The sequence below is a fragment of the Pantoea sp. QMID4 genome, from assembly GCF_030270445.1.
GTDB lineage: Bacteria > Pseudomonadota > Gammaproteobacteria > Enterobacterales > Enterobacteriaceae > Pantoea > Pantoea vagans.
Window position 1 is genome coordinate 493,682 of record NZ_BSXL01000003.1, and the last position, 11,871, is coordinate 505,552.

Sequence of the window (11,871 nt, forward strand, 5' to 3'; positions counted from 1 at the left end):
CACGATGGCGCATAAATTACATATTCTGCTTTTAAACGGGCCCAACCTGAATCTGTTGGGAACACGTGAACCTGAGAAGTATGGTCATACTACGCTAAGTCAAATCGTTGACGATTTGACGCGTCAGGCAGGCCAGTTGAATGTGGAGTTGAGCCACCTGCAAACCAATGCTGAATTTCAGCTGATTGATCGCATTCATGAGGCCAAAGGCAATGTGGATTACATTATCATTAATCCTGCCGCGTTTACCCATACCAGTGTCGCACTGCGTGATGCCCTGCTGGCGGTAGAAATACCGTTTATCGAGGTTCATCTCTCCAATGTGCATGCCCGCGAGCCCTTCCGTCATCACTCCTATCTTTCTGATGTTTCTGCTGGCGTGATCTGTGGGCTTGGCGCTGACGGCTACACATGGGCTTTACAAACGGCAGTAAAACGCCTGTCTCAAACTAATTAATCAAACTGAGTACGGAACCCCACTCATGGATATTCGTAAAATTAAAAAACTGATCGAACTGGTTGAAGAGTCTGGCATTTCTGAGCTGGAAATCTCTGAAGGTGAAGAGTCCGTTCGCATCAGTCGTGCACCTGCAAACGTGGGTTACCCGATGATGCAGCAGGCTTACGCTGCGCCGGTTCAACAGCCTGCTCTGGCGACAGCCGTTGCCCCTGTTGCAGCCGTTGCCGAAGCGGCACCAGCTGAAATCAGCGGTCACATCGTGCGTTCACCAATGGTAGGTACTTTCTACCGTACGCCGAGCCCGGATGCGAAAGCCTTTGTGGAAGTTGGCCAGAAAGTGAATGCTGGCGATACCCTGTGCATCGTCGAAGCTATGAAAATGATGAACCAGATCGAAGCTGACAAATCAGGCGTGGTGAAAGCTATCCTGGTTGAAAGCGGTCAGCCGGTCGAATTTGACGAGCCACTGGTTATCATCGAGTAACGGGGCAGATCATGCTGGATAAAATTGTTATTGCTAACCGTGGTGAGATCGCGCTGCGCATTCTGCGTGCCTGTAAAGAACTGGGCATTAAGACTGTTGCGGTACACTCAAGTGCGGATCGTGACCTGAAGCACGTGCTGCTGGCAGACGAAACCGTCTGCATCGGCCCGGCGCAGTCAGTCAAAAGTTACCTCAACATCCCGGCGCTGATCTCTGCAGCAGAGATCACCGGCGCGGTGGCGATTCACCCTGGCTACGGCTTCCTCTCTGAGAATGCCGATTTTGCTGAGCAGGTTGAGCGCTCCGGCTTTATCTTTATCGGCCCGAAAGCAGACACCATTCGCCTGATGGGTGACAAAGTTTCTGCGATCAATGCGATGAAGAAAGCAGGCGTCCCGACCGTACCCGGTTCTGACGGTTCGCTGACGGATGATATGGAAAAAAACCGTGCCTTTGCCAGGCGCATCGGTTATCCGGTCATCATCAAAGCGTCTGGCGGCGGCGGCGGTCGCGGTATGCGCGTAGTGCGCGGCGACAAAGATCTGGAAGAATCCATCAACATGACGAAAGCGGAAGCCAAAGCGGCTTTCAACAACGACATGGTTTACATGGAGAAGTATCTGGAGAATCCGCGCCATATCGAGATTCAGGTACTGGCTGACGGTCAGGGCAACGCGATCTATCTGGGCGAACGTGACTGCTCCATGCAGCGTCGTCACCAGAAAGTTGTCGAAGAAGCGCCAGGCCCAGGCATCACAGAAGAACAGCGTCGCTTTATCGGCAACCGCTGTTCCCAGGCCTGTATTGAGATTGGCTATCGCGGCGCAGGTACCTTTGAATTTCTGTACGAAAACGGCGAGTTCTACTTCATTGAGATGAACACCCGTATTCAGGTAGAACATCCGGTAACCGAGATGATCACCGGTGTGGACCTGATCAAAGAGCAGCTGCGTATTGCTGCCGGTCAGCCACTGTCAATTAAACAGGAAGATGTGATCATTCGGGGACATGCGGTCGAGTGCCGTATCAACGCCGAAGATCCGGTGACCTTCCTGCCAAGCCCGGGTAAAATCACCCGCTTCCACGCGCCAGGCGGTTTTGGCGTGCGTTGGGAGTCGCATATTTACTCAGGCTACACCGTACCGCCTTATTATGACTCCATGATCGGCAAGCTGATCACCTATGGCGAAACGCGTGACGTGGCTATCGCTCGCATGAAAAATGCGCTGGCGGAACTGATCATCGACGGTATCAAAACCAACGTTGAACTGCAGATGAAAATCATGTCCGACGAAAACTTCCAGCACGGTGGAACCAATATCCACTATCTGGAGAAAAAACTCGGCTTGCACGAGAAATAATCGCAACGCTGAGTCAGTCTGAGGCCGGTTAATCCGGCCTTTTTCTTTTGCCGCTGGCGTTAAGGTTGAATCATGGATGCTCGTTTTATACAGGCACATAAAGAGGCGCGCTGGTCGCTTTACCTCACCCTGCTCTGGCTCGCTGCCTGGGGATTATCTGCCTGGCTGGGTGGCAGTGAAATCGGTGTTACCGGCCTGCCGCGCTGGTTTGAACTCTCCTGCCTGTTTGCTCCCCTGTTGTTCATTTTTCTGTGCTGGATGATGGTGCAGGTGATTTTCCGCGACATGCCGCTGGAGGATCAAAGTGAACAGTGAAATTATCCTGCCGTTACTGATTTATCTGGTACTGATTGCCGCGCTGTCGGTATTTGCCGTCCGTAAAAAGCGTGAAGGCAGCTTCCTGACTGAATATTTCCTTGGCAGCCGCTCCATGGGCGGATTCGTACTGGCGATGACGCTCACTACCACCTATATCAGCGCCAGCTCATTTATTGGGGGTCCCGGTGCTGCCTACAAATATGGGCTTGGCTGGGTATTGCTGGCGATGGTGCAGGTGCCCGCCGTCTGGCTGTCGCTGGGCGTGCTGGGAAAAAAGTTTGCCATTCTGGCACGCAAGCATAATGCGGTGACGCTGAATGATATGCTCTATGCCCGCTATCAGAGCCCGCTGCTGATCTGGCTGGCGAGTCTGAGTCTGCTGATTGCCTTTATCGGTGCGATGACGGTGCAGTTTATCGGTGGTGCACGGCTGCTCGAAACCGCCGCTGGCATCCCGTATGACACCGGCCTGCTGATTTTTGGTGGCACCATCGCGCTCTATACAGCATTCGGTGGATTCCGTGCCAGCGTGCTCAATGACGCCATGCAGGGCATTGTGATGCTGATTGGCACTTTTCTGCTGCTGTTCGCAGTGATTCATCAGGCAGGTGGCCTGAGCACGGCGGTGCAGAAACTGCATGACATCGATCCGGCTCTGCTGTCGCCACAGGGGCCGGGCGAGATTATTACGCCAACCTTCCTCAGTTCGTTCGTTGTGCTGGTCTGCTTTGGGGTGATTGGCCTGCCGCATACGGCAGTGCGCTGTATCTCTTATAAAGACAGTAAGGCCGTCCATCGGGCCATTATTCTGGGCACTATTGTCGTGGTGGTGTTGATGCTGGGCATGCATCTGGCCGGTGCGCTGGGCCGTGCGGTACTGCCGAATCTGACCGTGCCGGATAGCGTCATTCCGACCCTGATGATCACTGTTCTGCCACCGTTAGCGGCCGGACTGTTTCTCGCAGCCCCAATGGCCGCAATTATGTCGACCATTAATGCCCAGCTGTTACAGGCTTCAGCCACGCTGATTAAAGATCTCTACCTGCGTGTCGCCCCGCAACAGCTGGAAAATGAGACGCGACTGCGGCTGTTATCTGGCACCATTACCTTCGCACTGGGTATCCTGCTGCTGATTGCTGCATGGAATCCGCCCGATATGATTATCTGGCTCAACCTGCTGGCATTTGGCGGTCTGGAGGCTGTTTTCCTCTGGCCGCTGGTTCTGGGCCTCTACTGGGAACGTGCCAATGCCGCAGGCGCCATAACCGGCATGGTAGCAGGTGGAGGCTGCTACGCTTTTATGGCGAGCCTTAACCTGCAGATTCTGGGTTTTCACCCTATCGTACCCTCCCTGCTTTTAAGCCTGCTGGCATTTCTGGTGGGCAACCTGTTTGGACGCGCGCCGCACGTGGCCGACGCGCCGCAACATTGATGGAAAGAGAGACGTTATGCCGTGGATTCAAATCAAAATTAACAGCTCAGGTGAACATGCGGAAACGCTGAGCGATGCGCTGATGGAGATCGGTGCGGTTTCAGTCACCTTTCAGGACACCCACGACACGCCGGTGTATGAGCCGCTGCCAGGCGAAACGCGCCTGTGGGGCGACACCGACGTTATCGGCCTGTTCGATGCAGAAACAGATATGGCCCTGATTACTGCCGAACTGGCGCAGCATCCGCTGCTGGGTGACGGTTTTCGTCACCGGATCGAACAGATCGAAGATAAAGACTGGGAGCGCGAATGGATGGAAAACTTCCACCCGATGCGCTTCGGCGAGCGTCTCTGGATCTGTCCGAGCTGGCGTGATGTGCCGGATCCTGATGCCGTCAACGTCATGCTCGATCCCGGTCTGGCATTTGGCACCGGTACGCATCCCACCACCTCGCTCTGCCTGACGTGGCTTGATGGGCTGGATCTGGAAGGCAAAACGGTGATCGATTTCGGCTGTGGATCCGGGATCCTGGCGATCGCTGCGCTGAAGCTGGGCGCGGCTCAGGCGATCGGCATTGATATTGATCCGCAGGCTATTCAGGCCAGCCGGGATAATGCTGAGCGCAACGGTGTCTCCGATCGCCTGTCGCTCTATCTGCCCCACCAGCAACCTGACAATCTGCAGGCTGATGTGGTGGTGGCCAACATACTGGCCGGCCCGCTGCGTGAGCTGGCACCGCTGATCGGTGTACTGCCGAAGTCTGGTGGTCACCTGGGTCTTTCGGGCGTATTAGAGAGCCAGGCGGAGAGTGTCTGTGAGGCCTATGCCAGCGAGTTCACACTCGACCCGGTTGCGGTTAAAGAGGAGTGGTGCCGGATTACCGGGATTAAATCCTGATTTTAGCGTTAGTCCGTTTGCGCTGATATCTCCGTCGTCGTAACAAAGCGGCTTAACAGAATATTCAGCCAGCCCGTAGCGTAAGTTGCGGGCTTTCCCGATTTTAAATGGATGCTTGTATCGTTAATCACGGCATGTGACGTTTTTTATCTGGCGAATTGACGTACTTTTCTGGAAAAATTTTTGCTCACAATTTCAGCACAAATATCTAACTCATTGTTATTTAATGTCATTAATGAATAACGCCGATCATCATCCGGATTTCATTGATTTTTCTTGCTGATTGTTCAAAGTTTGGCCTTTCATCTTCCTGCAAAAATGCGTAATATACGCCGCCTTGCAGACACAGTATGGCCATTCTGACTTCATGCGTATTGGAAACCTCCAGCTGAGAAATCGACTGATTGCAGCACCGATGGCCGGTATTACTGACAGGCCGTTCAGGACGCTGTGTCACGAAATGGGTGCAGGCATGGCAGTTTCTGAGATGCTGTCTTCTAACCCGGGAGTCTGGGCTAGCGACAAATCTCGATTACGTATGGTTCACAGTGATGAGCCAGGCATTCGCGCCGTGCAAATTGCCGGTTGCGATCCCAGTGAAATGGCGCAAGCTGCACGCATTAATGTTGAGGCTGGTGCACAGGTCATCGACATTAATATGGGATGCCCTGCCAAGAAGGTTAACCGCAAAATGGCGGGTTCAGCCTTGCTGCAATATCCCGCAGTGGTGGAGTCTATTCTCTCCGCAGTGGTGAATGCAGTGAATGTGCCGGTTACGCTGAAAATTCGTACTGGCTGGGATCCTGAAAACAGGAACTGTGTCGCGATTGCCCAATTGGCTGAACGCTGCGGTATACAGGCTCTGACGATACATGGTCGCACTCGTGCCTGCCTGTTCAACGGAGAAGCTGAATATGACAGCATTCGGACAGTTAAGCAGAGTGTCTCCATTCCGATTATCGCGAATGGAGACATAACTGACCCGCATAAAGCCAGAGCGGTGCTCGACTATACAGGGGCCGATGCTCTGATGATAGGACGCGCTGCTCAGGGAAGACCGTGGATCTTCCGGGAAATCCAGCATTATCTGGACACTGGGGAGTTGCTTGCCCCCCTGCCGATGGCAGAGGTCAAGCGCTTGCTTGTTTCGCATATACGTGAGCTGCACGACTTTTACGGTTCAGGCAAGGGATACCGTATAGCGCGAAAGCACGTCTCCTGGTACCTGCAGGAGCACGCCCCGAATGACCAGTTTCGGCGCACATTCAACGCCATAGAGGATGCCAGCGAACAGCTGGAGGCGTTGGAGGCATACTTCGAAAATCTTGCGTAACGAAATAAAGAGCTGAAAGAACTATGTTCGAACAACGCGTAAATTCTGACGTACTGACCGTTTCTACCGTTAACTCACAGGATCAGGTAACTCAAAAACCTTTGCGTGATTCGGTAAAACAGGCACTGAAGAACTATTTTGCTCAACTGAATGGTCAGGATGTGAGCGACCTGTATGAGCTGGTTTTGGCTGAAGTCGAGCAGCCTCTGTTGGACATGGTGATGCAGTATACCCGTGGCAACCAGACCCGTGCTGCCCTGATGATGGGTATCAACCGCGGTACGCTGCGTAAGAAATTGAAAAAATACGGCATGAACTGATTTTTAGTTCTGTCTGTTAATTACGCCAGCCTTCGGGCTGGCGTTTTTATTTGTGCGTTATCGCACAAAGCGGCGGCAGGGAGAGTGAAACAGTTGCCTGTCATATGGTAACTATAGTTGCAATCGCCGGCGTGATATTTCACCCCCTCGCCTTTGTCCGTCTGGATTTGATTTAAGTAATGTTCTGTTTCCGGCCTTGTTGCCTATGCCCGTCATTGCTGGGTATGTGACTTCCTGCGCATAAAAAAGCAACGTCTTCCCTTCATACATTTCTGCCTGAGCGAGCGCTCACACTGCTCTCATATAGTGAAACTATTTGCACTAAATGTGATCGGATCGACTCGCATTGCTTCCTTTTGGTGCGCCATATTAGCGAAACTTTCCAGGTGCTTCCGATTATTAACCGTTCTTTCATACGAATTCAGGATCCTGCAAACCTGGCATCAGCTTTGCAGAGTCGTGAATGGCTGACCGCCACAGACAGGAAAAACGCACACCAAAGTGCGCAAACATAACAACATGATCCCGCCACACAGGATGCTTTATGAAAAAGATGATGCTCTCTACGCTGATCGCTGCCGCCTCGCTGGTTGCCATTGCTCAGCAGGCTCACGCAGGCACCACACTGGATGCGATAAAGAAAAAAGGTTTTGTTCAATGTGGAATCAGTGACGGCCTGCCGGGCTTCTCCTATGCAGATGCTGGCGGCAAGTTTACCGGTATCGATGTGGATGTGTGTCGTGCTGCGGCGGCCGCGGTATTCGGCGATGCGACCAAGGTAAAATATACGCCGCTGACCGCGAAAGAGCGTTTTACCGCGCTGCAGTCAGGCGAAGTGGATGTACTTTCACGTAACACCACCTGGACCTCATCGCGTGATGGCGGTATGGGCTTCCTGTTTGCAGGCGTGAACTATTACGACGGCATTGGCTTCCTGACTCACCAGAAAGCCGGTCTGAAAAGTGCGAAAGAGCTGGATGGTGCCACCGTCTGTATCCAGGCGGGAACAGACACCGAGCTGAACGTGGCAGACTTCTTCAAAGCCAACAAAATGCAATATACGCCGGTGACTTTCGACCGCTCTGACGAGTCAGCTAAGGCGCTGGACAGTGGTCGCTGCGATACGCTGGCGTCTGATCAGTCTCAACTTTATGCTCTGCGCATCAAGCTCGGCAAACCCGACGAATTTATCGTCCTGCCAGAAGTGATCTCCAAAGAGCCGCTGGGACCATTGGTGCGTCGTGGTGATGATGACTGGTTCACCATCGTCAAATGGTCACTCTACGCCATGCTGAATGCCGAAGAGATGGGCATTAATTCGAAGAACGTTGATCAGATGACAGCTAAGCCGACCACACCAGATATGGCGCATCTGCTGGGCGCTGAGGGTGACTTTGGTAAAGATCTGAAGCTGGATAACAAGTGGGCCTACAACATCATCAAACAGGTCGGCAACTATCAGGAAAGCTTTGACCGTAACGTCGGTAAAGACAGCGCACTGAAGATCGCGCGCGGTCAGAATGCGTTGTGGAACCAGGGCGGGATTCAGTACGCACCACCGGTACGTTAACAGACCTCACCAATCGGGCACCGTATTCTGCGGTGCCCTACCCCAGCTTTCGTTACTGAGGTTTCAACATGTCACAACGCCCAACCGTGAAAAGGGATTTTTCATTTGGTAATCCCACGGTTCGCGCCTGGATTTATCAGTTCATCGCCGTCGTCGCGGTGCTTGGTGTGGTGGGTTATCTGGTGCATAACACCATTATCAACCTTGCCAATCGCGGCATTACATCAGGATTTGGATTTCTTGAGCGCACTGCCGGTTTCGGCATCGTTCAGCATCTGATTGAGTACACGGAGGGAGATACCTACGCGCGCGTGTTTCTGGTCGGATTGACCAACACGCTGCTGGTCTCTGCACTCTGTATTGTTTTCGCGTCGATTCTCGGATTCGTGGTCGGTCTTGCCCGCCTTTCTGATAACTGGCTGCTGCGGAAGCTCTCGAATATCTATATCGAAACCTTCCGTAATATCCCGCCTCTGCTGCAAATCTTCTTCTGGTACTTCGCGGTATTACGTAATCTGCCAGGCCCTCGTCAGGCGCTGAATGCGTTTGATCTGGCCTATGTCAGTAATCGCGGGCTCTACGTCCCATGGCCGACCTATGCACCAGGCAGCTGGCCGTTTGTTATCGCACTGCTGCTGGCCGTGGCTGTCAGCTATGGCCTGTACCGTTTTAACCGTCAGCATCAGCTGAAAACCGGTGAGTTACGTCGTACATGGCCCGCCGCCGTTGCAATGCTGATCCTCTTTCCTTTGCTTGCGCACCTTGGGTTTGGTGCAGCGACGCACTGGGATGTGCCGCAACTGCGTGGGTTCAATTTCCGTGGCGGCTCGGTGATGATTCCGGAACTGGCAGCACTGACGCTGGCATTGTCGATCTATACCTCGTCGTTTATCGCTGAAGTGATCCGCTCCGGAATTCAGTCGGTGCCGCATGGTCAGCACGAAGCTGCACGCTCGCTGGGTCTGCCGAATCCGGTAACGCTGCGTCAGGTGATTATTCCGCAGGCCATGCGCGTCATTATTCCGCCGCTGACCAGCCAGTATCTGAACATCGTGAAAAATTCCTCATTGGCCGCTGCTATCGGTTATCCCGATATGGTGTCGCTGTTCGCGGGATCGGTGCTGAATCAGACCGGTCAGGCCATCGAGACGATTGCTATCACAATGGGCGTTTATCTGATTATCAGTCTGCTGATATCGCTACTTATGAACTTCTACAACCGCAAAATTGCGCTGGTTGAGCGTTAAGAGAACGGGATAACTATGTCTGTCACTACGCATGAAACGCCCCCCGTCCCGACGACGCCTGTGAGTCGCGCCTGGCTTTGGGCTCGTAAAAATCTGTTTTCCAGCTGGTTTAACACGTTACTGACGCTGTTTTGCATCTGGGTCATCTGGCACGTCATTCCACCCGCGCTGAACTGGCTGGTCTTTCAGGCAAACTGGATTGGCACCACGCGCGCCGATTGCACAAAAGAGGGCGCCTGTTGGGTCTTTATCCATGCTCGTTTCGGTCAGTTCATGTATGGGCTTTATCCACATGAGCTGCGCTGGCGTATTAACCTGGCGCTGGTGATTGGTCTGCTGTCGATTGTGCCGATGTTTCTCAAAAGCCTGCCCTATCGTGGACGCTACATTGCGGCCTGGGCCGTCATCTATCCGGTGATTGTCTGGTTCCTGCTGTATGGCGGCTATCTGGGACTGGAACGTGTGGAAACACGTCAGTGGGGCGGGTTAACGCTGACGCTGATTATCGCGTCGGTAGGGATTGCCGGTGCGCTGCCGTTGGGCATCCTGCTGGCGCTTGGCCGTCGCTCACGAATGCCGGTTGTGCGTACGCTGTCGATTATCTTTATTGAATTCTGGCGTGGCGTGCCCCTGATTACCGTACTGTTTATGTCATCGGTGATGCTGCCGCTGTTTATGTCTGAAGGCACCACCATTGATAAGCTGGTGCGTGCCCTGGTCGGCGTAATCCTGTTTCAGTCCGCCTATGTGGCGGAGGTGGTGCGCGGTGGCCTGCAGGCATTGCCGAAAGGTCAGTATGAGGCTGCAGAATCGCTGGCGCTGGGCTACTGGAAAACGCAGATGCTGGTCATTCTTCCCCAGGCACTGAAGCTCACCATCCCTGGCCTGGTTAACACCATCATTGCGCTGTTTAAAGATACCAGCCTGGTCATCATCATTGGTCTTTTCGATCTGTTCAGCAGCGTCCAGCAGGCAACGGTCGATCCGACCTGGCTAGGCATGTCGACTGAAGGTTATGTCTTTGCTGCACTGGTCTATTGGATTTTCTGTTTTAGCATGTCGCGCTACAGCCAGTATCTGGAAAAGCGCTTTCACACCGGGCGTACATCGCACTGAGGTTTTACATGACTGACTCTATGACACACTCTTCCGACGCGTTGATGATTTCGCTTGAGAACGTGAATAAATGGTACGGGCAGTTTCACGTACTGAAAGACATCAACCTGCAGGTTAAACCCCGTGAACGCATCGTGCTGTGCGGCCCTTCCGGCTCTGGTAAATCAACCACGATCCGTTGCATCAACCATCTGGAAGAGCATCAGCAGGGGCGTATTGTTGTTGACGGTATTCACCTTAATGACGACGTGCGTAATATCGAGCGCGTACGTACAGAAGTGGGGATGGTATTCCAGCACTTCAATCTCTTCCCGCATCTGACTGTTTTGCAAAACTGCACACTGGCACCTTCCTGGGTGAGAAAGATTCCAAAGAAGGAAGCGGATGAACTGGCTATGCACTATCTGCAACGCGTGCGTATTGCTGAGCATGCGCATAAGTTTCCGGGTCAGCTTTCCGGCGGACAGCAGCAACGCGTCGCCATCGCTCGATCACTCTGTATGAAACCCAAAATTATGCTGTTTGATGAGCCAACCTCAGCGCTGGATCCGGAGATGGTTAAAGAGGTGCTGGATACAATGATTGGTCTGGCTGAGGATGGGATGACCATGCTGTGCGTCACCCATGAAATGGGCTTTGCCCGAACGGTGGCTGACCGGGTGATCTTTATGGATCGGGGTGAGATCGTCGAAGTTGCGCCACCGCAGGAGTTCTTTGCGAATCCTAAATCGGAGCGTACCCGGGCATTTTTATCGCAGGTTATTCACTGATTACTGACCCAGTTCATCTTACTACCCGGCCTGGTGCCGGGTTTTTTATGGCCTGACCAGCAGGTGCATTGAGCTGACTAACTGGATGCGATGATAAAGCTAAGGGAAAGCGGGCTGATAAGAGGAGGTTTTATTGCAGATTATCGGTTTGCCACAACGAAAAAAGCCCTTCGCATACGCGAAGGGCTCTCTCTTATTTGATGCCTGGCAGTTCCCTACTCTCGCATGGGGAGACCCCACACTACCATCGGCGCTACGGCGTTTCACTTCTGAGTTCGGCATGGGGTCAGGTGGGACCACCGCGCTACAGCCGCCAGGCAAATTCTTTTATTTACCGAACTCGTGTCTTAAATGGTGCTGATACCCAGAGTCGAACTGGGGACCTCACCCTTACCAAGGGTGCGCTCTACCAACTGAGCCATATCAGCACACTAAATTTGATGCCTGGCAGTTCCCTACTCTCGCATGGGGAGGCCCCACACTACCATCGGCGCTACGGCGTTTCACTTCTGAGTTCGGCATGGGGTCAGGTGGGACCACCGCGCTAAAGCCGCCAGGCAAA

Annotated in this window: 12 protein-coding genes, 1 tRNA gene and 2 rRNA genes; 12 read left to right on the forward strand and 3 right to left on the reverse strand. The window is 53.2% G+C overall.

The annotated features are described in order from the left end of the window. Positions 1-4: 4 nt before the first annotated feature. From aroQ to QSK07_RS09745, 12 genes are all read left to right on the forward strand, one after another. Complete coding sequence (gene aroQ, locus QSK07_RS09690; protein WP_098053125.1) at positions 5-457, forward strand: type II 3-dehydroquinate dehydratase; 453 nt, start codon at positions 5-7, stop codon at positions 455-457. Positions 458-482: 25 nt separating this feature from the next. Further along, positions 483-944, forward strand: a complete 462-nt coding sequence (gene accB / locus QSK07_RS09695) for an acetyl-CoA carboxylase biotin carboxyl carrier protein (protein ID WP_013359212.1) — start codon at positions 483-485, stop codon at positions 942-944. 11 nt (positions 945-955) lie between these two features. Next, positions 956-2,305 carry an acetyl-CoA carboxylase biotin carboxylase subunit gene (gene accC, locus QSK07_RS09700; RefSeq protein WP_033734071.1) on the forward strand — a complete coding sequence of 450 codons (1,350 nt, stop codon included), beginning with the start codon at positions 956-958 and terminating at the stop codon, positions 2,303-2,305. 72 nt (positions 2,306-2,377) lie between these two features. After that, positions 2,378-2,620 carry a YhdT family protein gene (locus QSK07_RS09705; protein WP_098052250.1) on the forward strand — a complete coding sequence of 81 codons (243 nt, stop codon included), beginning with the start codon at positions 2,378-2,380 and terminating at the stop codon, positions 2,618-2,620. Then, the gene (panF, locus tag QSK07_RS09710) at positions 2,610-4,055 is read left to right on the forward strand and encodes a sodium/pantothenate symporter (RefSeq protein ID WP_285721468.1); all 1,446 of its coding nucleotides are present in this window, start codon (positions 2,610-2,612) and stop codon (positions 4,053-4,055) included. The genes QSK07_RS09705 and panF overlap by 11 nt, the downstream gene beginning before the upstream one ends. A 16-nt stretch (positions 4,056-4,071) precedes the next feature. Beyond that, positions 4,072-4,953: a 50S ribosomal protein L11 methyltransferase gene (gene prmA, locus QSK07_RS09715; RefSeq protein WP_275221629.1), complete on the forward strand. Its 882-nt coding sequence runs from the start codon at positions 4,072-4,074 to the stop codon at positions 4,951-4,953. Between the two features lie 367 nt (positions 4,954-5,320). Next, complete coding sequence (gene dusB, locus QSK07_RS09720) at positions 5,321-6,286, forward strand: tRNA dihydrouridine synthase DusB (protein ID WP_098053124.1); 966 nt, start codon at positions 5,321-5,323, stop codon at positions 6,284-6,286. Positions 6,287-6,309: 23 nt separating this feature from the next. Beyond that, positions 6,310-6,606: a DNA-binding transcriptional regulator Fis gene (gene fis / locus QSK07_RS09725; protein ID WP_003855228.1), complete on the forward strand. Its 297-nt coding sequence runs from the start codon at positions 6,310-6,312 to the stop codon at positions 6,604-6,606. Positions 6,607-7,150: 544 nt separating this feature from the next. Then, positions 7,151-8,176: an amino acid ABC transporter substrate-binding protein gene (locus QSK07_RS09730; protein WP_013359218.1), complete on the forward strand. Its 1,026-nt coding sequence runs from the start codon at positions 7,151-7,153 to the stop codon at positions 8,174-8,176. 68 nt (positions 8,177-8,244) lie between these two features. Continuing rightward, positions 8,245-9,423 (forward strand): amino acid ABC transporter permease, encoded by a 1,179-nt coding sequence (locus QSK07_RS09735; RefSeq protein WP_098052247.1) that lies wholly within the window; start codon positions 8,245-8,247, stop codon positions 9,421-9,423. A gap of 15 nt (positions 9,424-9,438) precedes the next feature. Then, positions 9,439-10,539: an amino acid ABC transporter permease gene (locus tag QSK07_RS09740; RefSeq protein ID WP_013359220.1), complete on the forward strand. Its 1,101-nt coding sequence runs from the start codon at positions 9,439-9,441 to the stop codon at positions 10,537-10,539. Positions 10,540-10,547: 8 nt separating this feature from the next. After that, positions 10,548-11,309 (forward strand): amino acid ABC transporter ATP-binding protein, encoded by a 762-nt coding sequence (locus tag QSK07_RS09745; protein WP_010699823.1) that lies wholly within the window; start codon positions 10,548-10,550, stop codon positions 11,307-11,309. A 202-nt stretch (positions 11,310-11,511) separates the two neighbouring features. On the opposite strand, the gene rrf (QSK07_RS09750) is transcribed toward QSK07_RS09745, so the two are convergent. The 3 genes from rrf (QSK07_RS09750) to rrf (QSK07_RS09760) form a co-directional block, all read right to left on the reverse strand. Further along, positions 11,512-11,627: ribosomal RNA gene (rrf, locus tag QSK07_RS09750) — 5S ribosomal RNA — on the reverse strand. A gap of 34 nt (positions 11,628-11,661) precedes the next feature. Next, positions 11,662-11,737, reverse strand: a tRNA-Thr gene (locus QSK07_RS09755). A 14-nt stretch (positions 11,738-11,751) separates the two neighbouring features. Beyond that, a 5S ribosomal RNA gene (gene rrf, locus QSK07_RS09760) occupies positions 11,752-11,867 on the reverse strand. Positions 11,868-11,871: the final 4 nt, after the last annotated feature.

Coding starts and splice junctions, on each gene's coding strand:
- QSK07_RS09705 (WP_098052250.1), top strand. CDS start 2,378: ATGGATGCTCGTTTTATACAGGCACATAAAGAGGCGCGCTGGTCGCTT.
- QSK07_RS09740 (WP_013359220.1), top strand. CDS start 9,439: ATGTCTGTCACTACGCATGAAACGCCCCCCGTCCCGACGACGCCTGTG.
- QSK07_RS09745 (WP_010699823.1), top strand. CDS start 10,548: ATGACTGACTCTATGACACACTCTTCCGACGCGTTGATGATTTCGCTT.
- accB (WP_013359212.1), top strand. CDS start 483: ATGGATATTCGTAAAATTAAAAAACTGATCGAACTGGTTGAAGAGTCT.
- prmA (WP_275221629.1), top strand. CDS start 4,072: ATGCCGTGGATTCAAATCAAAATTAACAGCTCAGGTGAACATGCGGAA.
- QSK07_RS09730 (WP_013359218.1), top strand. CDS start 7,151: ATGAAAAAGATGATGCTCTCTACGCTGATCGCTGCCGCCTCGCTGGTT.
- dusB (WP_098053124.1), top strand. CDS start 5,321: ATGCGTATTGGAAACCTCCAGCTGAGAAATCGACTGATTGCAGCACCG.
- fis (WP_003855228.1), top strand. CDS start 6,310: ATGTTCGAACAACGCGTAAATTCTGACGTACTGACCGTTTCTACCGTT.
- aroQ (WP_098053125.1), top strand. CDS start 5: ATGGCGCATAAATTACATATTCTGCTTTTAAACGGGCCCAACCTGAAT.
- QSK07_RS09735 (WP_098052247.1), top strand. CDS start 8,245: ATGTCACAACGCCCAACCGTGAAAAGGGATTTTTCATTTGGTAATCCC.
- accC (WP_033734071.1), top strand. CDS start 956: ATGCTGGATAAAATTGTTATTGCTAACCGTGGTGAGATCGCGCTGCGC.